Consider the following 22,981-nt stretch of genomic DNA (forward strand, 5'->3'; position numbering starts at 1 on the left):
TGTTTAAAAGGCTTTTTGTTCATTACCTTTTTTCTTACTGGTCTTTCACTGCAAGCGCAGCAGGGCGATTGTATTTTAAAAGATCCCCCTGTTTTTCATATGCATTTTGGAAGCGGACAGGTGAAGGATGTCAATGCCACGCCACCTCCCAATTATACCAGGGCTGAAGGTGATTGTCCAAGAGATGGAGAATATACCTATAGCTCCTCCACACCCGGGTGCAATAATGGAGACTGGTTTGTATTGACAGAGGATCATACGCCGGGAGACAGCCAGGGAAATATGATGCTGGTGAATGCTTACCCGGGTGGAGGTGTTTTCCTCAAGTATCCAATTACAGGCTTAAAAGAAAACACAAGCTATGAATTTGCCCTATGGCTGATCAATGTATGCCGGCTTTATGTTTGTTGCTCTAACCTTTCACCCAATATACTTGTTGACCTGAGGACTGTTTCAGGAAAGAGCATAGCCAAATTTCTTGTCAATAATCTTAACCAGAATGAAACAGCTCAATGGGTGAGACAGAAAGCATTCTTTACCATGCCTGCAGGTGAAACGGGATTGATCATGACAATGGAAGATATTACCATTGGTGGTTGTGGTAATGATTTTGCCCTGGACGATATCACCTTCAGGGAATGTATAAAACCCCAACCACCTGTCACACAAAATCCACCCCCTGCACCCGTAACTAATAAAAAGCAAACCACTAAAACAAAACCCATTATCAAAAGTGATGTGCCCAAAGTAATAAGTACACCCCCTGTTCAAAAAACTATCATAACAACCGAGCAAAAAACCGCCTCCCAACCATCAGTAACAGTTACTGCTGTTCACACACCTATACCACTTGTGCTGCGGACAAGAGAAAATCCATTGGTGAAGCAGATTCAAACTGCAGAGGGAGAATTAAGAATTGATTTGTATGACAATGGCGAGATTGACGGTGATACGGTTACCATCTACCATAATAATGAACTGGTGGTATCTAAAGCAAGGCTTTCACAAAAACCTGTAACTATCCAAATCAAAGTTGATGCAGCACATCCGCATCATGAATTAATAATGGTGGCAGACAACCTGGGTTCTATTCCACCCAATACATCGCTGATGATCGTAACGGCTAAGGATAAACGTTACGAAGTATTTATTTCTTCTACCGAACAAAAGAATGCAAAGGTGAATATTGACCTTAAAGAATAATGAAAATGCTTACAATGGGAAGTAATTATGTTAAGCTTCTCCTTCTAATGAAACATAAATCACATCTCCTTTTGAAGGTACATCATGATGCAATAACATAGTTATGGATTTCGATTGTACACGCACCATTACTTCATAAGCATGGCCACAAAAGCGGGCTGATTCCACCATGGCTTCAACACCCTTTCCTTTTTCCGTTCTTTTAAATTCTTCCGGCCTGATAAAGCTGTTGATACGATTGAGCTCAAGGTCATTATATTCAGAAAAGGCAATCGCCAATGCCGGGGTTAAAATGTTGTACTTACCAAAAAGTGCTGCAACATACTCATTTATAGGCTGCCTATAGATGTTGACAGGTGTACCCTGTTGAACAATACTTCCTGCTTTTAAAACATAGATCATATCGGCCCATGAAAGTGTATCCAATGGATCATGAGAAATGAGCAGGCAGGTAGTATCCAGGTGTTGGCCTATGTCTTCGACCACTGATTTCAGAATATTTTTATGAATACCATCGAGGTTGGAATAGGGCTCGTCCAACAATAAAAGAGAGGGGGCTGCTACTAACACAATTGCGAGGGCTATACGTTGTTTCTCTCCACCTGAAAGTTGGTGGGTCCACCTGTGTAACAAATGATCCACACGGCATACTTCAGCAATGGTCCTTACTTCTTCTGTACCAAGATGGCTGGACATAGCCAATAATTCTTCTACCCTGTAATGATTTCTAAGTTTAAAGTATTGTGATAAGTAACCAATGCCCGGGTGCCCTGGTATTAACTTCTCTTCCGGGCCTTGTACTCTTATACCTTCAAATATTACTTCGCCTGAAGTTGGTTGCAAAAGGCCTGCGATCATTTTCAACAGGGAGGTCTTTCCGGACCCTGTAGCACCGGATATGGCAATTTTCTGATTGTGTTCCTGACTAAAGCTTATATTGTTTACAATCAAACTACCTTCCTCTACCCTGCTAAGACCTGACACTGTAAGTAAACTCATTGAAATCCTGTTGTTCTACAATTATTGCCTGTTGCTTGCCAGGCCAGAAACAGTGACAAAAATAGAGAAGGAAAATGGAAAGGGATCAGGATAGCCTTTTAGGCCGGGATGAATATTATTAAGTTCCGGCTACTTTCCTACCCATTCCTTAAAGCTTGCAGCCCGCTCCCTGCTGACGATGATATCAGAATACTGAGTTTGGGGATGAATTTGAAGTTTAAGCTTACCATTAAAATATGCATGTATTTCATCGATACTTTTCACATGAATGATGCTGCTGCGATTGGCGCGAAAGAATAACCGTGGATCCAATTGTGTTTCCAGTTCTTCCAGTGTATAGTCAACGATATATTTATGCTTATCCCAGGTAATGATATAAGATACTCTTCCTTCGGCTACCATATAAGCCAACTGGTTGATCTCAAGTGATATCAATCGTTGGCCCTGCTTAACTAAAAACCGGTCCCTGTAAGCGTTATGTTTTAGTTGTTCCTTCAAATCATTCACAAGGCTTTTCATATCCAATGCCGGGAGAACAATATTGGGATTCCTGTCTGCATATTTATGGAATTTCTCCAGGGCAAGCTTTAGGTCTTCTTTTTCCACTGGCTTCAGCAGGTAATCAATACTATTAACTTTAAAAGCCCTGATGGCGTAAGCATCATATGATGTTGTAAATATTACAGGACATTTTACCTCTGTTCGATTAAAGATCTCAAAGCTTAATCCATCTGTAAGTTCAATATCCATTAATACAATATCAGGCTGAGGATTTGCTTCCAACCACCTGACTGTACTTTGAATGCTATGAGTGATACCAACAATGATAGCCTTTTCTTCAACTTCCATAACAGTGGCTTTTAACTTATCGATAGCCAGGTCCTCATCTTCAACTATTAGTATGTTCATACATTTTACTTTGAATGAGTGGAATGGTAACTGTAAATTCATTTTCCGTTTGCAAAACAATGACTTCAGGCTGTCCCAGGAGTTTATACTTTGCAATGATATTAGCAAGACCTATGCGCGTTGATACAACATCCGTTAGCTTTTTCTGCAGATTATTGCGGACGGTCAATTGTCCTTTTCCTGAAATCATTGAAATCACCAGCGGAGTTTCTTTCTCCACTATATTATGCTTGATCGCATTTTCAATGAGCAATTGCAGGGTAAGGGCTGGAACCTGGCATTGGAGTACATCATCTTCAATTTGCAGATCAAGAAAAAGACCATCTGTAAATCTCGTCTTCAGCAAATGAAAATAAGAATTGATAAACTTTAGTTCAGTTTCCAGTGTCACCAGTTCCTCTTCATTACTTTGAAGTAGATACCTGTACACCTTACTCATTTCTGAAAGAAATTTCTGAGCCCTTACCGGATCTTTTGTAATAAGTGATGATACTGTGTTGATGCTATTGAAAAGAAAATGAGGGTTCACCTGTTGTTTCAATGCATCATACTGGCCCTGTAGATTGATTCTAAGTAACTCCTCTTTTTCTGCTTCCAGCATGCCCAGGCGCCGTGAATATTCCATGGCCTCATAAATACCAGCATGCACCATTGCCAGCACTATACTACATATTATTATAACAGTTATGGCTTTGTAGGAATCTCCAACATGTAAACCTCTAACAAGGTGAAATCCATAAAAGCTAATAAGGAACAGGAATGTTGTAGAAGTAAAACAGGCTAGTACAGCCTTCCAGAACCTTTTCCTTTTTTTAACTGCGGCATCCTGTTGATGGATTTTACGGATCAGGTAGCGATTAAATTCCAGGATGAGTACAATGCTTACCAAATAATAAAACACAAAGAACCAGGTGCCATTCACACCTGTACCATGCCTGTCCAGGTTCAACAGCATATTGATGGACAATAGGGCAATACCACCGATCCGAACCCATTTGTCATTGATCTGTGATGACTGCTTTTGCATATAGTTGAACTCTTTCAGAACTCCTTTTACCCTAATTGTAAAATACATCATTTTTTTATTTGGTAGCTATCTGCCTTGATCCTGATCTTCTGGTCCATGCCTTCTATGGCTATTGTAATAAACAAGTCGCCCCCCACACCTTCAATGGTAAAGTCTGCGCCTCTTTGTTCGCCATTTCCTTTTGTGAGCACAGAAGAAAAACTTGTTTTACCATTTTTAAAACTTGTTGTCCATTGGCAATTCCAGCCTATTACAGTACCAGTTACTTCATCCGCACCATTACCATTCTTTTGCAATACCACCTGTGTAGGAGAGATCTGAAGAGTTGACTCTTCTGCAACTGTATTTTCTACAACATCTTTTGAATTTAGGTATTCGGTTTTGGAGGCTTTATACAATACGGTATTTTGACACTGCGCATTGGCAACAATGGCTGATGCTATAAAAAGGAAGATTAAAAGTATTTTATTCATGATAGAATGTTTAGAGTTCAAATCTCATTCTATAAAACCTGATTGAAAACATCTGCGGTCATGAAGCGTCGGATTAATGATGTGAAGCAACAAGCGTTGTTACTTCATAACGGCTTATATACACCTTACTTCAAAATCTGTCAACCTCATTACTTCCTCCATTGCCAGGTAAAATTTTCCATTGCAGCTTTATCAAAAAAATATGGCAAACGAAATAGCAACACTCTATACTTCTTATTCCAAAGCCTTACGTCTTTGGCACTGGAGTAGCTTTATCATTACATGCTTATTGTTGATAACAATCCTGGTAAGCAAATCCTTTTTAAACTGGTTATTCGTCAATAATATTATTTATGAAGGTATGGCAAGAGAAGGCATTCATCTTCAACCTGGCCAAACAGCCGGTACTGCAAGTCTGTTGAGAGAAAGAATCTGGGCCTGGCATACCTACCTGGGTTATATTTTGGGTATTCTTTTTACTTTCAGAATAGTATTAGAATTTTTTCAACCGCGCGATGAACAAATGGCAACTAAAGTCAGGAGGGCCTGGTTACAAAATAGAAATGGCAACCGGACGGCCAGGAAGTTCTTAATAGCCAATATCATATACCTACTTTTTTATATACTATTAGGTACAATAGCCGGAACAGGCACCTGGATGGCCTTTCATAAGCAACCACAATATTTCGAAACCTTCCATGCTGTGAACAAATACACGAGAATTGCTTGCTTCTGCTGCTTTTATTTATCATCATTCACCTGGCTGGTGTGATCAGGTTTGAAAGAAAAAACCGTTCTAATCTTATTTCCGCTATGGTACATGGAGGAACAAAAGGTGATCATAAAAACCCTTAATCTTAAAATACAGGTAGTTTTACTATTGTTTTCAACCAATTCTACCCCTACCTTTGACTCGGTTTTTCATAGGATATTGGATTTTACACGAGGCAGGATTTCTATCCAGCCTTTTTCTTTTTATAACCCTCCGGTTTTTTAATCCTTTATTCTTTAAATAGTAGTTTTTCTATCATCAATTTCGTTGATCTACGACCTTCTAAGTAATTACCATAAACAAAAATTAGGGCATTATTGCCATTGCACAGGCCGCTAAATGCGGTTAGTTTTGTGTCAGAAGTTGATTGATAATAAAATCAATCCTAATCCAAAGTCCAGAAAGATCGTCCATAACATAACTAATCCTGATCCTGGAAAAACCAAAACAAAATCCAATATCAGTCAACTTCTTTCTTTATCCTTTTGAAAGCCCGTTTATAATCCGTATCCCAACATTGTCCTGAATCCTTTGAAAACCGAAAGGCGTACCGTTCCGAAAACAAACAAAATTTACAAAACCAACGCCTGATAATCTTAATCCCCTCAGTTGAGGGGATTTTTATTGAACACTATTCCCCTCTTCCGCGTGGCGTATTTGTTGATGCCTTTTAATAAAATTCTTATTTATGTCTAGCAAGCAAATATCCGGCGGTGCCACTGGAAAGGTAGTGGTTGTAACCGGCGCCTCCAGCGGAGCTGGAAGAGCCATTGCAGTAGAACTGGCAAAGCAGGGAGCCAGGCTGATACTGGCCGCCAGGCGGGAAGAGGCATTAAATGAAGTTGTAGAAGAATGTAATTCTTTAGGTGGAACTGCTATTGCAGTAACGGCAGACACCCGTTTCACAGATAATATGCAGGAACTGGCGAGGGCAGCTTATCGCACAGGCGGACGCATTGATATGTGGGTGAACAATGCAGGCGTGCTGGCAGCAGGGGAATTTGATAGGTTAACGGCACAGGTAAATGAGGAAGTGATACGGACAAACCTGGTAGGCTATATGAACGGAGCATATGCAGTTCTTCCTTACTTTAAAAATCAGGGCTATGGCATACTTGTGAATAATATATCTGTAGGAGGATGGATAGTAACTCCTTTTGCAGCGGCCTATACAGCAAGCAAGTTTGGGTTGCGTGGGTTTTTCGAGTCTTTAAAAGGAGAATTAAAGAACTATCCTAATATACATGTATGTGATTTATATCCTGGATTTTTAGATACTCCTGGCATTCAGCATGCAGCAAATTATACCGGGAAATCCCTGAAACCGGCACCCCCGGTATATGACCCCCGAAGGGTGGGCAAGGCCGTCGTCCACCTTTTCTATCTGCCACAAGCTACTGTGACCATAGGCGCAGCTGCCGGGTTACTAAAGCTGGCCTATGCAACATTTCCTGTGCTTAGCAGGAATATTACAGCCTCGGTAATTCGTGGCTACCTTAAAAAGGCAGAACCTATCGAAAATACTGAGGGAAATGTGATTGAACCAGTTGCGTATGGATATAATATTGATGGGGGCTGGAGCAATGTTCCATCCAAGCATTTATTGGGCAAAGCCTTATTGGCAATTTCAATTATTGCAGGCCTGGTGTTGTTTCAAAGGAAATAATTAGCAGGTAATTGTAAAAAAATAAAGGCGGAAGTATTTACTTCCGCCTTTATTTTATTGTTCGTCCGGGTCTCTTAATCCTTCTTCACTTATCCTTCTTTCTACCGAACGATTGTTCCCATATGAACTTCCCCTGTTCTTTTCCATGCCACCTATTTGTCTTCTTTGTTCATATTGATCCCTCCTGTTCCTGATTCTTTCCATTCTGTCTTCTTCATTCATGCTGCTTTGTCCCCTGTACGATTCTTCACTTCTAACATTATTGCGGGAATTATTGTTCCTGTCTGTTCCGGTTTCAACAATACCACCTTTGCTTCTTGCTTCCCAAAGTCTTAAACCTCGCTCATAATCGTTATTGACAGGTTGCGCCCCAGCCATTCGGCCTGACCTGTTCTTGTATAAATTATCATCATTAAAGTAGTCATGCCTGTAGAATTCCGGATTAGGTTCAGCATTGCTGGCGATCTGCATTTTTTCGCCAGTTCTACCGAGTGTTGAACATATGCGACCTTCCACTTCTGCATCAAGGTGATCCTTATCATAGACAGGAAGGCTACGTAACTGTTCCGTTTGAATGCGGGGTATTAAAACATCGTCTTCTTTAGTATCCAGTTCTGCAAGGCCAATTGGTAATAATATTTTTCTATCATCAAGATTAAGGTCATTGTGTCCCAGGTCAACAACCATGTACCTTACTTTTTTCTGCGCTGCATCCACTATGAGGTCCTCTACCTCTCCTATTTTTTGACCGGTTGCATTTTTTACATCCCAACCCCGAATATCAGGTTCACCATCAACAATTTCAAAATCGCTATGATCAAGTTCCTGTAAACGTCTGTGTTTCATGTTATCCATATTGCGCTTATTTTGGAAGCTGTGCTTCAGTTAAGAATAAATTTGCAGTGATTGTAAACCAAAACAAGGCTTATACACTCACCGGCAAAGCTTTATTTAGATAGATATAAGATGTTGTGTTTTGATTCACTTCCTTATTATCATTGTTGTTTTTATTCCTGGTAATAAAATAAATTACTGCCGCAATGATCAGTACAAGAAGTATCCACAACCAGACTGGAGTTGTATTCTTTTTTGTTTGTACATGTATGTCCGCCATAATTATAGATTTAAGTGATAAATACTATGGTTGACGCTTCACAAACCGTGCCTGATGAAGCAGGCAGAACTACTAGAGTAGTGATTTATAGATTGTTATGTTGTAGCAATTCCTGAAATTTTTCAATGGCTTCATTTTGCCATTCATTAAACCTGGTCTCATAGCTTTCTTCAATTCTTCCGTTGATCCACATGAAATTATGGCGTTCACTATTTAATCGGGTAAGGAAGAAATCATAGTTATTCTCTTCTTTTTTATGCACTATAACATGAGTTCCATCTTTCAACCGAAAATCAACAGGATAATTAAGGTTCATACAGTTTATTTGCATCTTCATGTATGCAAATACCATACAAGCATTATAAACAAATTGTATCATTAAGATAACTGCAGTAATCTAATTGCTAATTCATTAAGAGAAAAACAAATGGAAATAGAGAGTAGTAAATTTATGATCTTTTACTTCTTGTAGAATATTCAGCAGGGTTAGAGAAATGTTGGGGATTTAATTTCTTATAAATGATAGTAGATAATTGTGCGACTCTCTTTCTATGCTCAAATACTTCATCCCAGGGAGTACCATTCAACAGCTTTTGTTGTAATTCCTCAGACTCCTGTTCATATAATTGATTAAGTCTTTCTATATCCAATGCCCACAAGTCTTTCATAACACTATGCATTAAAATAGAAATCTCACAAAAACCAAGCCTCTCAAGGAATTTTATGGAAGTTGTTTCGTTTTTATTTTTCAACACAAGCTCTTCAATAAAATTCATGGTGTTGTCATCCATCTATAAATAGAAAAGGCCCTACCAGGACCTTACCATTTTTCATAGGATGATATTTTTCAGGGAACAATGTTCACTTTTAGTTTAAAATCTACAAGGAATTCATCCTTCACCTGGACTATACCAGCCAGTTTCCGTGGGGGAGATAATTTAAAATCCGAGAAGTTGAAAATCTTAGTGCCATTTAATAAATAACCCGTTTTACCATTATTGATAAATACATAAGGGATCTGGAGCACCTTCCGCTCGCCTGCCAGCTCCACTTCTACCATTCCTTTAATGCATTGTGCTGTAAACTGGCCATCGGGTAACCGTTCCAATGTTAAAAACCGAATCTTTAATTTAGGATACTGGTCAGCTTTTAATGTTTTTCTAAGGTCTTTTGTGATCATTTTACTGTGACAATCAAATTTGAATACATCAACCTCAAGGTCACCGGAAAGTCTTACATCTTTACCGCTAGAGAGTTGTGAAACAAATATGGTATCTGTCTGGTAGTAGCCTGGCACCTGGCAATTGAACTCGTTTACATTACTTTTACCTGTTACAGTAATAGTGCTGCTTTTTTCGATCGTCCACTTTGCAGGAGGGGTAACAGTTTTACTAGAAATAAAAAGGGCCAGTACGGGTAATAACTTTAGAGAGAACATACAACTATTTTAATAGGAATCAGAAAAAAAGGATGGGCCATTATATGACCCATCCTTTACCTTATTGATGAAGGTCAGAGGTTAGAAACCTACTACTGCCTCAACTACATAACCATTGAATTTACCACCACTACGATAATCAGATGTTGGGAAATCTTTGTATTTCTGTTGAACCAATTCTGCTTTCAATAGAACGTTTCTTGTTAAGAACCAGCCAGCTGCACCAGCAATGCGGTCAACTTTCACATCGTTGCTGATACCAGCTAATTCTGCTTTTACAGTGTTGTAACGGCCACCGATGAACAGGTTCTCATTAACTCCGAATCTGTAGATCACTTCACCAGCTAATTGATTCATTGTCCTGTTTGAAGTTTCTGTTTTAGTGCGGCCTTTTGCTGTTTCATAAGTACCGAATAGCTCAAGTCCTTTCACTTTCAGGAATCCGTTCAACATGATGGCATCAACTTTTTTGCTGAATCCTGGATTTAACCTACCAGAGAAAGCTGCTGCTGTAGAAGCTACTGCTGCACCATTAGCAACCCATTTTTCCATTACGTTTTGATAGTTAGAACCGGTACGGTCGCCACCATATAATGTCAAACCACTTCCGGCATTGCTTGAGTTATGATAATAGCTACCAGCTAAGCGGATTCTTGCAACATCACCGATTGATTTATCGATACCACCTTTCAGGTAAATAGAAGGAGACCTGTTGGTGTTTGCATCTACTACTGTACCATTTACTTTACCTTCTGTGGCAGAGTCAATATTTCCTTTGATCATACCATTGGTAATACCCAGCATTCCAAACAATCCGTTCTTTTGCAGGTAAACTTCACCACCGATCTCTGTTGCGAAGGCATCAGCAATGTAACCGTCCATGAAAGGGTTGTACAATGTTTGACCACCATCTGAGCGGCGGAAATGCTCATCCCCATAGTTGATTTCCATGTGACCAACTTTAATGGTAGCTATTTTCATCAGGTTTGTCCAGAACTCACCTTTGAATGGAAGTTTATCAAATTGTATGTATCCACCTTTTACCCATGCTTCATTGTGGTGACGGGCAGAAAGATAGGTTACCACGTTCAAACGAATACCATCAGCCAGTTGCACATCCAGGTTCAGGTTAGCCTGTGCAGTCATAAAACCGGGAGCTAAAGGATACAGTTTGTTGGCACCTGCAGTCTGAACAGTGTTTCCACCATTATTCACTGCGTTGTTTTCGTGTTTCAGATTTTGGAATTGCTGAGTGAAACCAGCTCCAAAACGTACCCTTGGCCCTTCAAAAGGAATACTATCTGGTACTTTAGTAGTTTCGAAAACATTGATACCTCTTTGATCGTAAGGACGCCAATAGGATGGTCTGAGATAATACTCTTTATCCTGGGCTTTAGATGTTAGTGGCAATAATCCGATAAGAACAACCAGCACTTGTAGGATGTATTGCAGATTTGACTTTTTCATAAATTTTAATTTTTGTAGTTAGTGGTTGGATAGTAGTTACTTAGAAATTGTTTTAGATCTTATTTGGTGATTTTGGCATTGTATGTAATTGATATAGCGTTTCCGGTTTTAATGGTACCGAACAAAGCTGTTGGAGGTTCTACATTATAATCCGTCATATTCATCTTCTTAACTCCAGTTAATGTAAAGCTTTGATCAGCGGCATTATACTTAACAGTGCCCAGGATCTCTGTTTCTTTAGTAGTTCCGGCAATTGATAATTTACCAACGGCTTTCACTTTATAAGTCACAGCATCAACCGGGGTAACAGTACCTGATGTTAATGTAAACGTGATGTTTTTATAATTTTTAGATTTTAAGGCTTTGAATGTATTGTTATCCATTGCGCCATGACCACTTTTTAAAGTTTCAACAGGAACAGAAAAATTAAGAGAAGTTATTCCGGTTAATTTATCACCTGTTAATACGAGGTTCATATCACATTGGCCTTTTTCTGATTTTACAGTCCAGTCGTGCAGTGAAGAAGTACCATCAACAGCAATACTTAAGTTGTTGGTACGATATAGTAATGAGTTATTGCTTTCTTTTACGGTGAAAGAAAACATGGTCGTTAAAATTAGTACCAGAGCGGGAAGAACGCTAAAGCGTCGAATAGAAGTCATTGTTACAAGATTTTTCAGTGTTATAAAATTTGCTTTGTTTTTCATTAATAGCATGACACAAAAGTATTCCCGGGTGAAATGGTTATAGCTGACCCTTATAAGTTTGCTACATGATTATACTCACCTTTGATTTGGGTATAGGTTAGGTTTTATAATAAAGGACAACGAAGTATTATTTGCTTTACTTGTTTTATGGTTATTCTATTATATATAGGTACTGTAACTCATTGTGAAGTATGCTTGATTAACATCAACATATATGAACATATAGGGATGTTGACTAAACAACAATCCATCATTTATTGAAAAACTTTGCCTTCATTAACTATGGCCGATGCGACCTGGTTGAATAGCATAAAACGACATCTGTATATTTTTATGTAGCTCGGTAGAATAAAAAAGACATGGTAATAAATGAAAACTAAGAGGCTGTGTTTCTTATAATGGTCACAATCGAGTGTGTAAAAATGTTATTTTGTCAACCATTCCCTTTATTAATTTTATGATATCTGCGAGAACTGATGAAAGTCATAAAGCAAACTTAATTACATCATGAATTTTCAATTCTATTATAGCTTGTTTTGCATTCATAGATATGAATGAAGAAAATGCGAATGCTATGGAATTGAAATTACAATACGAAAAAACGATCAGTGAGGTAAAGAAAGAATTCACCCAGGTATTTCCACAGTTGAAAGTTGAATTCTGTACTACAGAAGAACAAAACACGGTAGCCACCCACGCCATACCTGATACAACTGCACTGGGCGATATTACCGGAGTTTTGAAAGAAGGTACAGTGGAATTAACTTCAACTACGCCTTTAAAAGAAATAGAAAAAGTACTTCAACAACAATATTGCCTGCCTGTACAGATTTGTTACATGCCAGCATAATGATTTTGGTCTTAGCAGAGTGTCGATGAAGGGGAACTTAAGCAGTGGGTTCCCCTTTCAATTTATAATAACTCCTGGAATTATTTTTTTGCTCCTGCCCTCTGGCCTTTACATTTTTCAGCCAGGTTTGCCACATACTTCACATCCATCAGTGCAGGCGCAGCACTATCCATATTAGGAAAATTTGATTTTAGCTGCTCCAATATACACTTGCATTGGGCATAGGCAGCTGGTTCACCAATCTTCATCTTAGCACTGTCAACACACCCCGACATGAATTCATTTTCTTCTTGTGCCGGCCAGGTATATGCCTTTGCACTTGAATTGTCCTTCTCATTATTTGCAGATGTCTTTGGGCCATTCTTGCAGGATACTAACAATGATAAGGCAATGAAGGGAAGTATTAACTTTTTCATATTGCTGATTTAGGTAGGAAGGACTAAGTTTTTATGAAAGTATCGAAAATTAAGAAACTAATCCACTTTGCAGTACCCCTTTCATTGCTTTAATAATAAGCTCATGCATTTCTGGCATTTTTTATGCTTATGAGTTCCGACCTCAAAATTTAAAGGAATCAACGAACCTTCTTCCTTGTATTTATTCTATAACCTATTTAAAAAACACTATGACCAGCACCATCTCCTATCCATGGACAAAAGAAAAATCTGCCCAATTAGGCGTTTCAGAAGCAGTTCTTACCTGCGCGCTTGATATTCTTTTCCAAAACCGTAACCTGGTCAATGCCATTGACAATAAGGTTGAAATGGACGACTATATATACAGAGCTATATTAAAACAAGCCTTTTCGAAATATAAACAAGAGGCTCAAACGGCTTTAGAGGAAGGCCTGTTATCTGAAAGACTAAAGGCTGAAAAAGACTTATCAGTCATCAGCAGGGAAGAAATTGTAACTGATCCTTTTTACAGGGCTGTCCTGCCTCTTTTAATCAAGGTGGTAAGTCCTGACCCCATATTAAGGATGCATGCCGAATTAACCTCTACCATTGTGCTAGACCTGGCAGATTTTAAACGAAAGCATAGATCAACCTCAGTTACCGAGATCTTTGTACGCCATTGTGCAGCTGAGTTGCAAAGCTCTACGATAAATTGATCTTAATTACTTTATAGAAATACATTTATAACATACAACCTATAACTATCATTTCCCGTCTTAGAGGTATAGGATGTAGGACTTTAAACAAAACTCAGGGGCTGGATTTTTATCCGGCCCCTTTTTTTGCTCTAACCTTAAGTTTTAAAAAAATTCTTTATGCCATTAAACCTTGGGATTGTTTTATGGTCTCAGGTTAACGAACAAAAGATCCGTTTTTAATTGTTCGGCCCGTTGACTAGTACCCTGGAACGTTGTTAACCCATATGAAAACTCCCTAAGGAAAACACCACACCCTATCTATGTGAAACCGGTATCTATATACCGGTTTTTTCTTTTTCTCCCTTTTAATGGCATAAAAATTTCAGCATTACTCTTACAAACCTTCAATTTAAAATTATGGCACCTAAAAACGGTCCAAAGAACAAAGGCACAAACAAGGCTACTGAAGAAGAAGGAGAAATATCAAAAGTTAATAGAAAGGAAACCAGGGAAGAACAGGAAAATGTCACTATAGATAAAGATGCCCAACACTATTTTGATGCGCAGGACGAAGACCAGGAATTGAATACTGATGACAACAGGGAAATTCCTTTATGATGAAAAGAAGCTTTTAACTTACGCTTTATAGGCTATAGTAAGGGTTCACGCATACAGACCGAGCATTTTATCTGTCAGTTCTTCAAGTTCACGCATACTATTTGGCTTAACAAAGTATTCTGTTGCCCCATTTTTAATACACTCCTGCATATGTATGTAAGCATTGGAAGTGCTGAGGATAAGTTTAGGTATAAACTTGTATCGGGGTTGTTCTGACATCTGGGAAAGCACTTCAGAACCTGTAAGTTCCGGCATATTATAATCAAGTATGATCAGGCCAGGCAAAGACTCATCCGTACAGGAGGCCAGGTATTCCATTACCTGTTTTCCATTTGATACGGAATGCACATTTACTTCTGGCTCCTTACTCAGGATCACTTCCTGCAGTAATTCTACATCTTCAATGTCATCATCAGCCAAAAGGATAGTACGTTTATCAGGCATATTTTATTCTATTCCACAAGCGAATTCTAATGCCGGGAACGGCGTCAAAAGTAATATAAGAATATTATAGTTGACCTTAATTAACAACTGAAACAAAAAGAAATAGTATATCCGGATTATCCGTTGCCTACTCTTTGAATTTCTTCAACAGCTGCTCTTTCGGCAGGTTTTGCAGATTTAAAAGATTTTCCAAATCGGTAAGAAAATGACAGCGTCATCACTCTTGTATCCCTGGTGAGTTTAAATGTTTCTGTGGCCCTGTAAAATGAAGTAAATCCTTTCATCCATTGGGTATAGAACAGGTCCCGTGCAGCCAGTTTCAGGTTGCCCTTGTTTTTCAATACAGATCTGGAAACACCTATGGAAAGCTGCCCTGCCGGATCTACCACTTCCTGTATATCGTTCTTGCTTTTGGAAGTATAAAATCCTGACAGTTCACCACCCCATCCATTTTTAAAACGGAATTGCTGGTTCATATTCAAGCTCCATTGTGTGAACCGGGTATCATAATTTTTACCGATGACACCTTGCATATTTCGCCTGTTCACTACACCCTGTACATTTATGCTCCACCATGAACTAACAGGTAATTGCAATGAAACTGAAAGTCCGAGGTTTTGCAAACGGGTAAGGTTGCCTTCGGTATAGATCACGAGCCCATTGCTATCAACAGGAAATACCTGAGAGAAATAATCCGTAGTGGTGCTATAACTGAGAGAGGTGATCAACAAATTTTTATAGCTATGCGATAAGTTGACGTTCCAGGTGTATTGTGGTCTGAAATAAGGATTACCCTGCTGGTAGGTGTACTTATTAATGATAAAAACAAATGGGTTAAGTTTTTGAAAGGCTGGCCTGTCAATCCTTCTGCCAGCACTTAATGAAAAGCTATTCGCAGAATCCGCATCAATCGATAATGAGAAATTAGGGAACAGGCTGTTATAGCTTCTTGAGAAAGAGGAATCTTTTACCATTGCATTCCCTAATTGGTTGGCTACATAAGCAGTTCTTTCAAAACGCAAACCAGCCATAATATGTAAAGCTGCCAGGTCCCTTTTCCCCGAAAGATACAGGGCATGTATATCTTCCGTATACAAAAAATGATTGCTTTTCCCTTCATCAGGGTACCAGTTATTACCATCAAGCCATTCATAAGCTGCCAGATTATCTGTTGTGATATGTGCTGTTTTAATACCTGTCTCCCATTTCAATCCCTTCCAGGCATCAGCATAATCAGCCCTGCCTGAAATTATTTTAATAGTGGAAGGCAGGGAAGCCCTGGTGGTTTCCCGGTAAACAGCAGGGTAAACACCACTATTATTAAAATGTTGAAAGGCCCTGATCTTATATCCTGCCAGGTCAATAGCACTGCTGAAAGTTCGGGATGCGGAAGCATTATGGTTAAAACTTAAACTGGCTCCCGCACTTTCCCAGTGGTTGTTGTTATTACTATTGGTTTGTATGATCGAGTCCATACGTCCACCGGGAGCCAGCCACCGGGCTTCATTATTGCCGCCACTTTTTCTATTTAAAACCAATCCCGTAAATACCAACCCAATGGTTGATCGGGTATTAAGGTTGTAATCAAGCCCTGTCCTCAGGTTATGAACCGCCCCCCGCCCATCAAGGTAACTTGGTTGTTCCAGGCTTGAAATAAGGGTTATATCATCTTCCTTGTAATACCTGCGTGTCGCTTCTATTCTTGTAAAATTCCGGTTATTGTTTAAACTGTAATTAAAGAAGGTATTTAAGGATCCTGACCTATAGTTCAACTGCACATTGTTGTTGTACTTGGCATAACGGCCCTGGGAAAAAGAAGTGGTCAGCGAACTATTGAACCCTTTTTGATTGGACTTTTTGGTTTTAATATTGATCACTCCTGCATTACCAGCTGCATCAAATGAGGCCGGGGGTGCGTCCATGATCTCCACCTGGCTGATCTGGGAGGCGCTCATTCCGCCAAGCAGCGTGGAAAGTTGGGCTCCATCAAGGTAGGTTTGCTTTCCATCTACCAGTATGGTCACGCCACTTCTTCCCTTTAAAAGCACATTTCCCTCCTTATCAATGGTAATACCCGGAAGCTTTTCCAAAGCTTCCATTGCTGTTGTTCCAGCAGATGAAAAACCAGCCTCCATGTTAACAACTGTTTTACCAGGCTTTATTTCTATAAATGGCTTACTTGCAATAACGGTAACTGCAGTCAACGCCTTATTCGCTTGATGAAGTTGAACCTCTGGTAACTCCACCTTCTCATGCTCTGTCAAAATAAATGCCTTACCTGAATGCTTAATAAAACCAACTCTGCTCATCCTGGAAAAGTAAGTTCCTGCCTTGATGTTGTCGAATAAGACCACTCCTGCAGAATCTGTTAGTCTGGCCATTACAAAGGAGGAATCCCGGGACATTAACAATTCGACAGTCACATCACTTATAGGCTGGCCTTCTTCATTAATTACTCTTTGTTTAAAACCGGTTGTTGATTGTGCTAATGCCTGCGACATACTACCTAAGACAAAGGCAAACCCTACGATCAATTTTCTTTTATTCTTTCTCATTTTAGGTTCTCAATATAAGAAAGCACATTAAGGCCAGGTTTCAATTTTATGAGAATGGCAAAATAATGAGATAAAGAATAAAGCTTAATGCAAACGACCCAGTAATAATTAGTTTAATCTAGCTAACAAGGGCTTGTCGCATTCTTACATGAAATAGAATAATTTGGAATGTACCACAAACAAAAAGCTCCTTTCATATGAAAGGAGCATCTATTAAAATATAAGATTACTTAATCAACGAGTTGGGGCTCTCTAACCACTGTTTTCGCGTATTGCACCGAAGGTTTATTTGGATTTTGAATATCAAACTGAAGGCCTACATCAAAATTGCTAAAGTCCTTTTTTAGTTCATAGGAAGTGACCTGTAGTCCTTCTGAAGAGCGACGCACTGTGAGGTAATGGAACAGAGGCTTATAATTTTTACATAGGTCGGGCAGGCAATTCCCATCTTGCCTTAAAGGCTGGTGCAATCCTCCACCTCCACCAATAACCATAAAGTCCTTGCCTTTAATATTGTAATGCTCGAATCCGTGGCAATGCCCCGACAGGAACAGTTTGCTCTTTTTGGATACAAGGAATGGATTCACAAACCTGTTTTGAACAGCGGTTGAAGGGCCAACTATCTTACTGTTTGTATAGGGTGAATGATGACAGGTAGTAATGATATATTGAATTGAACTGTCAGCATCAAGTTGTTGCAGGGTGCTTTTGTACCAGTTTACCTGTTCTGAATCTTCTGAAGGAGTGAGGGAATTAAAATTTGAATTCAATAATACTATTGCTACTGAATCACGTACCTGGAGGTAACCTGTTCTCTTATGCTCCGGGAACCGCGCCTGGAACTTTGCCTGTCCTTTTTTTGAAAAACCCATTACTTCGTGATTACCTAAAATAGCATATACATCTATTTTACGGCTGCGGAGCTCGTTAAGGTAGTTATCGATGGGCTTCCATTGACGGTTGCTGTAACCCAGGTTCACTACATCACCGAGAAGGAAAAGCGAGCCTGGCCGGCGCGAACCAATATCAGAAAAGATATCCCTGGTAGCTTGCCTGTTGTTATTTGCTTTTAACCATAACGTTTCCACCCACATGGGAGCCTGTGTATCACTTGCAAAGGCAATTAAAGTACTGTCATTAGGTTGTACTGGTTGCTCAAATAAAATTGGTTTCTCAGTTGGTTGACTGTTTAAAAATCCGCCCTGGAGGTTTAACATACAGAAAATAATGAGTTTTAAATACATACTTTTTAAGGAGCTGTTTGCCGATAAATTGGGAAATATATATTAATGGTTGGAGGTTTTCTTAAAGTCGGAATAATTCAAATAAGAGAAAAAAAAACAGTAAAATATAACCCCGGCCTGTTAACTAACGTCGTCTGTAATTCTTAAGTAAATATCGGATTGTTTGAGCCAAATCAATCCCAATGGATTGCTATAAATTTCATAATATCAAAGAACTGCACCGGTCTTATGTATTGATTTAATCAGATAGGATAAAACACCAAATCAATAAGCGATCTCATTAAATTGATGTAACTTTTAGATAGTTATTCCTTGAACTTGTATCCTCGGATTCTACACCTTCCGCACCCTGGATTCTTTATTATTCACACTTAACTTAAAATTTTATGAAAAAGATCACTGCTGGTTTATTCAGCTTGTTATTCCTTATTGGCAGTTTGCAGGGTATTGCTCAGAAAAAAGACGGTGGAAAAAAAACCATGACCTGGACAACCAAATCAGAAGAGGCTAAAAAACTAGCCTCCCAGGGAGTAGATCATTTTTTAAATATTGAATTTCCACAAGCCTACCAGGAATTTACCGCTGCTTTAAAACTGGACCCTGAATTTACCATTCCCTTAGTCTTTATGGCGAATCTTAGCACAGGTGATGTTAAAAAAATGTATATCCAGAAAGCCATAAAAAGTGCAGCGAATAAAACCGAAGGAGAAAAATTATTTGCTTCTGTGGTGGCAGAAGGGAATACTCCTGCCGAAAACAGGGAAACCTGGGCTAAACTCCATAAAATGTTTCCTGATGGCGGCATGATAGGTGCCTTTTATGTCAATACCAGGGAAACACCCGATGAACGCTTTGCCGCCGCAGAAGAATACATACAGCAATTCCCCGACAATGGGTTTATGTATAATACCATCGCCTATATGTATATGTTGGATAAGAAAGACATGGCAATGGCTAAAAAGAACTTTGAGAAATATATTGAGTTGTATCCCGAAGGATCTAACCCATATGATTCTATGGGTGAATATTATTTGACTGTTGGAGATAAAGAAAATGCAAAAAAATATTATTCTATGTCCCTCGAAAAATATCCATTTACAAATAGTTCTATCACCGCACTTCAAAAATTAAATGAAGAGGGAAAAACACAGGTTAAAAATTAAGGGCTTGCAGTTTTCATAAAAAAACAGGATCTGCAGATCCTGTTTTTTATTTCCCAACATCATTGAGCCTTGAATTGAATGCTGCAAGTTTTAGAAACTGGCCTGGTAAGTAATACTGAAATTTACATTTTGGTGGCCACCATTATAAATAACCGGGTTGATTCCCCCTTGTCCGTCTGAAATATTAGTATATAACTTTCCATCTTCCAAAACTACCATTGTATATTTTCCCGGAGTCAGTGCTACCTGGAAAAATCCCTTATCATCAGTTTCAATTTCTTTTACCAGGCTTGTTGAGAAGCTGGTGAAAAAATCATTATACACACCTGCTTTAACTGCCTGGCTCATTAGTGTATACTCATAAAAACGAACTGTTCTCCTGGCGGGACAGTTGCTGCATCCTGAAGAACCCGGCATGCAATTTCCTTTCATAAATGAAACGGTACCCCACACACCTTCAGTAATAGTTACTTTATCAGCATTAGTTTTATAAACCTTTTCAAGATTACAATCGGAAAAAGGATTTCTGCTACAAGAAGCCGAAAATAGCACGAGGAGGATTATGCAATATTTCATGCTCAATAGGACAAATCATTCTAAGACAATGTTGCACGTGCCGCAAACTTTTATTGGGCTACCATTTTAAAAACCGCCATACCCATTGCAGCTGCAGGCAAATAGTCCCATCCCTTGACTCGGCGGCATCCAGCCATTTGAGTTCTGCGCCAATGCCCATGTTTTTGGTTACCGGCTGAATATAGGAGGCTGCCGCCATCCAGCCTACACTTATCTTTTTAGACCTTGTTTTGCCTTTATAATCCAGGTTAGTGGTTAAAAAATACACACCCGACCCTGCAAACACATTGAATCGCTTTGTCAATGCCATTGTCCATTCTACCAGTAAAGGGGTGGCGTTCAACAGCACTTTTCCTCTTTGTCCTGCAGAATCTGTAAGTGTATAATTGAGAAAGGTCAAATAACCCGTTTCCAGGCCCACCTTTACCAGGTGGTCGGGATGCCACATGATCCTGATGGTTGAAACCGGGTTGACATTTTGTATTTTAGGATCCAGGTAGGCAAGATCTTTTGAATAAGCAGGGTAATGTCCAAGGCCCCCACTCACATATACCACGAAAGAATAATCACCTCTTTTCACCGGTTGGGAGGTAAAACCTCCCTGCTGCGCATATGCGCAATAGCTCCATATACAAGCGGCCAGCAATAATATTTTTTTACTGTTTTGCATAATAGTAATAAGCAACAATGGAAGGATAGTTTGACAATATGCCATCGAAATCTCCCTGGTTCATATATTCAAATACGTTTTCCGGCACATCAAGTGTCCATACAAAAGCCCTTCTGCCCTGTGCATGCACTTGTTGTACCTGTTCATTCTGCAGTCCCAGGGTCCAGCGGGGTGCCCAGATCCTTGAATTGGCTGCAACCACATCATCAGGCGTCAATTCACAAACGGAAGGAATATTGTTATGATCTGGCAAAGCCAGGAAATTTTTTAATACCTGCTGATCAGGGATACCAATGGTTATTTCCAGTTTCCTTCCAATAGCTGCTGCTTCCTGCATGTATTGCCGCTGGATCTTAACCAATTCATCTATGGGTCCTGTGAATTTTGTATCCAGCCATACATATTCAAGCGCCGTATTATAAACTACTGTATGCAGTGCCTCTTTCAGCGTAGGTATCCGCTCACCTTGTTTTAACCTTACCAGTGTATACAACTGGTCATAACTATAATTTTCTATTGGTCCCAGTAAGCCATTCTTTCGAATTAGCCGTTCATTCAGTGTCGCATCATGAAATAATACAAACACTTTATCACTGGTAGAGCGCACATCTATTTCAATTCCAGTAGCACCAAACCTGGTAGCCAGGTTGATCATAGCCACGGAATTTTCTGATGCCGGAAGCAGATCCGCTGTACTGCCCCCACCGCGGTGAGCTACTATCTGTAATGGCTTTGCTTTGTATAAAGGCCTGTTATACTTCAGGCGAAGAGGCTGATCTGGCATTGCTGGTCCATTACCATACTTTCCATCAAGCACAAGGCTATCAGCAGCCCCCATGGGGATTCCATTTAATAGATTACGTGCTCCATTTACAGCGGCAATGGTAAATCGTGCTATACCTGTTTCGGTATTTACCATCTTTCTCCAATACCCATTCAACAGAATACTGTCACCGCTTTTCTTCCCTTCAAGTATAAAGTAGGATACCTCTTTTTCACAAAACAGGGATAGATGATAAATAGTATCATTACCATTGGCACTATAACTCCATTTGGCTGCAGCAGCTGCTCCAAATACATCACTTCCTACCTTGAAATTATAAATCCCTTCTACACCAGGCCTGGCCATTGAAGGCAATTTTTCCGCGGATTCAAAAAGATTCCAGTGCGTATCCGGTACGGGCGCTTCAAAATTCCTTTTACAGGAAAAAATAATAAGACATACAAAGAGTATAGTGATACTAATTTTCATAAAATGATACCAACAATAATCTGTGGAAAAAATAAGTTACGATCATAAGGTTCAAATAGCGTCCATGTTTGCCAATAGAAATTGGTATAGATGGCACGGAATGCCAATGTCAGACTTTTCTTTCCATAAAAGGGTTGCTCAAGTGCCAGGGTATAGGCCGATCCACTGAACAACCTGTAATCGGTTGTCACTTTGATATCACCAGCGTGTGTATTGATACCGATATTCATAATGCTTTCAGCTTTCAGTGTTACCAGGATTCGTTTGTTGAACCGGTAACCCAATGAAAGATTCGGATAATTTTGCCAGCCTGTTCCCTTTGTTTTTACACCTTGCACATTGATGATCCCAAACCAGAATCCAATGTCATTGCCAGCAGCCATCGATAACCTGTCACTAACAGGAATGGCTATCCTGGGGCCCAGCGTAATGAGGTTTTGAAGGCCCTGCAGGGATAAGTGACCATCCAGGTACCATTTATTATGTAACCTGCGCAATATATGTACATCCCCGGCAGGCATTCTGAAATGCAGTTCTTCAGTAATCTCGTATGGCATGGTGGTTCCAGTGAATCCTACAGAAGTGCTCCACTTACGGTCCATTGGGTATGGGAAAAAAATACGTTTCTGGTGATCGATCGGTACATCCTGTGCTTTTATGGCAGTTTGTCCCGCCAGTAAAAAAAAGAATAGGACCAGTTGGATACCTTTCCTGTAACTATGATTCATATAAAGTAATAAC

At 39.5% G+C, this 22,981-nt stretch carries 26 protein-coding genes; 7 read left to right on the forward strand and 19 right to left on the reverse strand.

Annotation, left to right across the window (positions count from 1 at the left end; translation table 11 throughout):
* Positions 1-15: 15 nt before the first annotated feature.
* Positions 16-1,203: a hypothetical protein gene (locus BUA53_RS09800; RefSeq protein WP_072835201.1), complete on the forward strand. Its 1,188-nt coding sequence runs from the start codon at positions 16-18 to the stop codon at positions 1,201-1,203.
* A gap of 30 nt (positions 1,204-1,233) precedes the next feature.
* Here the strand turns inward: BUA53_RS09800 and BUA53_RS09805 are convergent, their stop codons facing one another.
* The 4 genes from BUA53_RS09805 to BUA53_RS09820 form a co-directional block, all read right to left on the reverse strand.
* A complete protein-coding gene (locus BUA53_RS09805) occupies positions 1,234-2,202 on the reverse strand; it encodes an ABC transporter ATP-binding protein (protein ID WP_072835202.1) in 969 nt (322 codons plus the stop codon).
* Positions 2,203-2,331: 129 nt separating this feature from the next.
* On the reverse strand, positions 2,332-3,111 hold the full coding sequence (locus tag BUA53_RS09810) for a LytR/AlgR family response regulator transcription factor (RefSeq protein WP_072835203.1): 780 nt from the start codon (positions 3,109-3,111) through the stop codon (positions 2,332-2,334).
* Positions 3,092-4,189 (reverse strand): sensor histidine kinase, encoded by a 1,098-nt coding sequence (locus BUA53_RS09815; protein ID WP_084079964.1) that lies wholly within the window; start codon positions 4,187-4,189, stop codon positions 3,092-3,094. The genes BUA53_RS09810 and BUA53_RS09815 overlap by 20 nt, the downstream gene beginning before the upstream one ends.
* Positions 4,186-4,611 carry a hypothetical protein gene (locus BUA53_RS09820; RefSeq protein ID WP_072835204.1) on the reverse strand — a complete coding sequence of 142 codons (426 nt, stop codon included), beginning with the start codon at positions 4,609-4,611 and terminating at the stop codon, positions 4,186-4,188. Before BUA53_RS09820 ends, BUA53_RS09815 begins: the two co-directional genes overlap by 4 nt.
* A gap of 202 nt (positions 4,612-4,813) precedes the next feature.
* On the opposite strand from BUA53_RS09820, the gene BUA53_RS09825 reads away from it, so the two are divergent.
* Both BUA53_RS09825 and BUA53_RS09830 read left to right on the forward strand, forming a co-directional pair.
* Complete coding sequence (locus BUA53_RS09825; protein WP_072835205.1) at positions 4,814-5,383, forward strand: cytochrome b/b6 domain-containing protein; 570 nt, start codon at positions 4,814-4,816, stop codon at positions 5,381-5,383.
* Between the two features lie 688 nt (positions 5,384-6,071).
* On the forward strand, positions 6,072-7,049 hold the full coding sequence (locus BUA53_RS09830) for an SDR family oxidoreductase (RefSeq protein WP_072835206.1): 978 nt from the start codon (positions 6,072-6,074) through the stop codon (positions 7,047-7,049).
* A 54-nt stretch (positions 7,050-7,103) separates the two neighbouring features.
* On the opposite strand, the gene BUA53_RS09835 is transcribed toward BUA53_RS09830, so the two are convergent.
* From BUA53_RS09835 to BUA53_RS09865, 7 genes are all read right to left on the reverse strand, one after another.
* Entirely contained in the window at positions 7,104-7,895 is a 792-nt protein-coding gene (locus tag BUA53_RS09835) for a PRC-barrel domain-containing protein (protein ID WP_175546052.1), read from the reverse strand.
* Positions 7,896-7,974: 79 nt separating this feature from the next.
* On the reverse strand, positions 7,975-8,163 hold the full coding sequence (locus tag BUA53_RS09840) for a hypothetical protein (protein ID WP_072835208.1): 189 nt from the start codon (positions 8,161-8,163) through the stop codon (positions 7,975-7,977).
* An 85-nt stretch (positions 8,164-8,248) separates the two neighbouring features.
* Positions 8,249-8,479 (reverse strand): hypothetical protein, encoded by a 231-nt coding sequence (locus BUA53_RS09845; RefSeq protein ID WP_139256403.1) that lies wholly within the window; start codon positions 8,477-8,479, stop codon positions 8,249-8,251.
* Positions 8,480-8,612: 133 nt separating this feature from the next.
* Positions 8,613-8,939, reverse strand: coding sequence for a hypothetical protein (locus BUA53_RS21025; RefSeq protein WP_217652972.1), 327 nt, complete (start codon positions 8,937-8,939; stop codon positions 8,613-8,615).
* Between the two features lie 71 nt (positions 8,940-9,010).
* Positions 9,011-9,601: a YceI family protein gene (locus tag BUA53_RS09855; RefSeq protein ID WP_072835211.1), complete on the reverse strand. Its 591-nt coding sequence runs from the start codon at positions 9,599-9,601 to the stop codon at positions 9,011-9,013.
* An 81-nt stretch (positions 9,602-9,682) separates the two neighbouring features.
* Positions 9,683-11,068: a hypothetical protein gene (locus BUA53_RS09860; protein ID WP_072835212.1), complete on the reverse strand. Its 1,386-nt coding sequence runs from the start codon at positions 11,066-11,068 to the stop codon at positions 9,683-9,685.
* A 59-nt stretch (positions 11,069-11,127) separates the two neighbouring features.
* A complete protein-coding gene (locus tag BUA53_RS09865; protein ID WP_175546053.1) occupies positions 11,128-11,775 on the reverse strand; it encodes a YceI family protein in 648 nt (215 codons plus the stop codon).
* A gap of 550 nt (positions 11,776-12,325) precedes the next feature.
* On the opposite strand from BUA53_RS09865, the gene BUA53_RS09870 reads away from it, so the two are divergent.
* The gene (locus tag BUA53_RS09870; protein WP_072835213.1) at positions 12,326-12,625 is read left to right on the forward strand and encodes a hypothetical protein; all 300 of its coding nucleotides are present in this window, start codon (positions 12,326-12,328) and stop codon (positions 12,623-12,625) included.
* Positions 12,626-12,705: 80 nt separating this feature from the next.
* Here BUA53_RS09870 and BUA53_RS09875 read toward each other — a convergent pair whose 3' ends face one another.
* A complete protein-coding gene (locus BUA53_RS09875) occupies positions 12,706-13,041 on the reverse strand; it encodes a hypothetical protein (protein WP_072835214.1) in 336 nt (111 codons plus the stop codon).
* A 209-nt stretch (positions 13,042-13,250) separates the two neighbouring features.
* Between BUA53_RS09875 and BUA53_RS09880 the strand changes: the two genes are divergently transcribed.
* Together BUA53_RS09880 and BUA53_RS09885 are read left to right on the forward strand one after the other, a co-directional pair.
* Positions 13,251-13,736, forward strand: a complete 486-nt coding sequence (locus BUA53_RS09880) for a hypothetical protein (RefSeq protein ID WP_072835215.1) — start codon at positions 13,251-13,253, stop codon at positions 13,734-13,736.
* Between the two features lie 399 nt (positions 13,737-14,135).
* Complete coding sequence (locus tag BUA53_RS09885) at positions 14,136-14,336, forward strand: hypothetical protein (protein WP_072835216.1); 201 nt, start codon at positions 14,136-14,138, stop codon at positions 14,334-14,336.
* 45 nt (positions 14,337-14,381) lie between these two features.
* Here the strand turns inward: BUA53_RS09885 and BUA53_RS09890 are convergent, their stop codons facing one another.
* The 3 genes from BUA53_RS09890 to BUA53_RS09900 form a co-directional block, all read right to left on the reverse strand.
* Positions 14,382-14,780: a response regulator gene (locus BUA53_RS09890; protein WP_072835217.1), complete on the reverse strand. Its 399-nt coding sequence runs from the start codon at positions 14,778-14,780 to the stop codon at positions 14,382-14,384.
* Between the two features lie 116 nt (positions 14,781-14,896).
* Positions 14,897-17,335, reverse strand: coding sequence for an outer membrane beta-barrel family protein (locus BUA53_RS09895; RefSeq protein WP_072835218.1), 2,439 nt, complete (start codon positions 17,333-17,335; stop codon positions 14,897-14,899).
* A gap of 230 nt (positions 17,336-17,565) precedes the next feature.
* A complete protein-coding gene (locus tag BUA53_RS09900) occupies positions 17,566-18,579 on the reverse strand; it encodes a metallophosphoesterase family protein (protein WP_217652973.1) in 1,014 nt (337 codons plus the stop codon).
* Between the two features lie 386 nt (positions 18,580-18,965).
* Between BUA53_RS09900 and BUA53_RS09905 the strand changes: the two genes are divergently transcribed.
* A complete protein-coding gene (locus BUA53_RS09905; protein ID WP_072835220.1) occupies positions 18,966-19,742 on the forward strand; it encodes a tetratricopeptide repeat protein in 777 nt (258 codons plus the stop codon).
* 90 nt (positions 19,743-19,832) lie between these two features.
* Here the strand turns inward: BUA53_RS09905 and BUA53_RS09910 are convergent, their stop codons facing one another.
* From BUA53_RS09910 to BUA53_RS09925, 4 genes are read right to left on the reverse strand one after another with little or no spacing between them, the layout of a single operon-like run.
* Positions 19,833-20,318 carry a hypothetical protein gene (locus tag BUA53_RS09910; protein WP_072835221.1) on the reverse strand — a complete coding sequence of 162 codons (486 nt, stop codon included), beginning with the start codon at positions 20,316-20,318 and terminating at the stop codon, positions 19,833-19,835.
* Between the two features lie 58 nt (positions 20,319-20,376).
* Positions 20,377-20,988 (reverse strand): hypothetical protein, encoded by a 612-nt coding sequence (locus tag BUA53_RS09915; RefSeq protein WP_072835222.1) that lies wholly within the window; start codon positions 20,986-20,988, stop codon positions 20,377-20,379.
* Complete coding sequence (locus BUA53_RS09920; RefSeq protein WP_072835223.1) at positions 20,975-22,240, reverse strand: glycerophosphodiester phosphodiesterase; 1,266 nt, start codon at positions 22,238-22,240, stop codon at positions 20,975-20,977. Before BUA53_RS09920 ends, BUA53_RS09915 begins: the two co-directional genes overlap by 14 nt.
* Complete coding sequence (locus tag BUA53_RS09925) at positions 22,237-22,968, reverse strand: hypothetical protein (RefSeq protein ID WP_084079968.1); 732 nt, start codon at positions 22,966-22,968, stop codon at positions 22,237-22,239. The genes BUA53_RS09920 and BUA53_RS09925 overlap by 4 nt, the downstream gene beginning before the upstream one ends.
* Positions 22,969-22,981 lie beyond the last annotated feature (13 nt).

It is taken from the genome of Flavisolibacter ginsengisoli DSM 18119 (assembly GCF_900129295.1).
Taxonomy (GTDB): Bacteria; Bacteroidota; Bacteroidia; order Chitinophagales; family Chitinophagaceae; genus Flavisolibacter; species Flavisolibacter ginsengisoli.

What these genes read in the sequence shown, in the direction of transcription:
- BUA53_RS09855 (WP_072835211.1), bottom strand. Translation starts at nt 9,601, where the DNA reads ATGTTCTCTCTAAAGTTATTACCCGTACTGGCCCTTTTTATTTCTAGT.
- BUA53_RS09830 (WP_072835206.1), top strand. Translation starts at nt 6,072, where the DNA reads ATGTCTAGCAAGCAAATATCCGGCGGTGCCACTGGAAAGGTAGTGGTT.
- BUA53_RS21025 (WP_217652972.1), bottom strand. Translation starts at nt 8,939, where the DNA reads ATGAATTTTATTGAAGAGCTTGTGTTGAAAAATAAAAACGAAACAACT.
- BUA53_RS09865 (WP_175546053.1), bottom strand. Translation starts at nt 11,775, where the DNA reads ATGAAAAACAAAGCAAATTTTATAACACTGAAAAATCTTGTAACAATG.
- BUA53_RS09870 (WP_072835213.1), top strand. Translation starts at nt 12,326, where the DNA reads ATGAATGAAGAAAATGCGAATGCTATGGAATTGAAATTACAATACGAA.
- BUA53_RS09875 (WP_072835214.1), bottom strand. Translation starts at nt 13,041, where the DNA reads ATGAAAAAGTTAATACTTCCCTTCATTGCCTTATCATTGTTAGTATCC.
- BUA53_RS09820 (WP_072835204.1), bottom strand. Translation starts at nt 4,611, where the DNA reads ATGAATAAAATACTTTTAATCTTCCTTTTTATAGCATCAGCCATTGTT.
- BUA53_RS09835 (WP_175546052.1), bottom strand. Translation starts at nt 7,895, where the DNA reads ATGAAACACAGACGTTTACAGGAACTTGATCATAGCGATTTTGAAATT.
- BUA53_RS09840 (WP_072835208.1), bottom strand. Translation starts at nt 8,163, where the DNA reads ATGGCGGACATACATGTACAAACAAAAAAGAATACAACTCCAGTCTGG.
- BUA53_RS09910 (WP_072835221.1), bottom strand. Translation starts at nt 20,318, where the DNA reads ATGAAATATTGCATAATCCTCCTCGTGCTATTTTCGGCTTCTTGTAGC.
- BUA53_RS09815 (WP_084079964.1), bottom strand. Translation starts at nt 4,189, where the DNA reads ATGATGTATTTTACAATTAGGGTAAAAGGAGTTCTGAAAGAGTTCAAC.
- BUA53_RS09905 (WP_072835220.1), top strand. Translation starts at nt 18,966, where the DNA reads ATGAAAAAGATCACTGCTGGTTTATTCAGCTTGTTATTCCTTATTGGC.
- BUA53_RS09825 (WP_072835205.1), top strand. Translation starts at nt 4,814, where the DNA reads ATGGCAAACGAAATAGCAACACTCTATACTTCTTATTCCAAAGCCTTA.
- BUA53_RS09885 (WP_072835216.1), top strand. Translation starts at nt 14,136, where the DNA reads ATGGCACCTAAAAACGGTCCAAAGAACAAAGGCACAAACAAGGCTACT.
- BUA53_RS09890 (WP_072835217.1), bottom strand. Translation starts at nt 14,780, where the DNA reads ATGCCTGATAAACGTACTATCCTTTTGGCTGATGATGACATTGAAGAT.
- BUA53_RS09860 (WP_072835212.1), bottom strand. Translation starts at nt 11,068, where the DNA reads ATGAAAAAGTCAAATCTGCAATACATCCTACAAGTGCTGGTTGTTCTT.
- BUA53_RS09805 (WP_072835202.1), bottom strand. Translation starts at nt 2,202, where the DNA reads ATGAGTTTACTTACAGTGTCAGGTCTTAGCAGGGTAGAGGAAGGTAGT.
- BUA53_RS09845 (WP_139256403.1), bottom strand. Translation starts at nt 8,479, where the DNA reads ATGAACCTTAATTATCCTGTTGATTTTCGGTTGAAAGATGGAACTCAT.
- BUA53_RS09895 (WP_072835218.1), bottom strand. Translation starts at nt 17,335, where the DNA reads ATGAGAAAGAATAAAAGAAAATTGATCGTAGGGTTTGCCTTTGTCTTA.
- BUA53_RS09810 (WP_072835203.1), bottom strand. Translation starts at nt 3,111, where the DNA reads ATGAACATACTAATAGTTGAAGATGAGGACCTGGCTATCGATAAGTTA.
- BUA53_RS09920 (WP_072835223.1), bottom strand. Translation starts at nt 22,240, where the DNA reads ATGAAAATTAGTATCACTATACTCTTTGTATGTCTTATTATTTTTTCC.
- BUA53_RS09880 (WP_072835215.1), top strand. Translation starts at nt 13,251, where the DNA reads ATGACCAGCACCATCTCCTATCCATGGACAAAAGAAAAATCTGCCCAA.
- BUA53_RS09915 (WP_072835222.1), bottom strand. Translation starts at nt 20,988, where the DNA reads ATGCAAAACAGTAAAAAAATATTATTGCTGGCCGCTTGTATATGGAGC.
- BUA53_RS09925 (WP_084079968.1), bottom strand. Translation starts at nt 22,968, where the DNA reads ATGAATCATAGTTACAGGAAAGGTATCCAACTGGTCCTATTCTTTTTT.
- BUA53_RS09900 (WP_217652973.1), bottom strand. Translation starts at nt 18,579, where the DNA reads ATGTATTTAAAACTCATTATTTTCTGTATGTTAAACCTCCAGGGCGGA.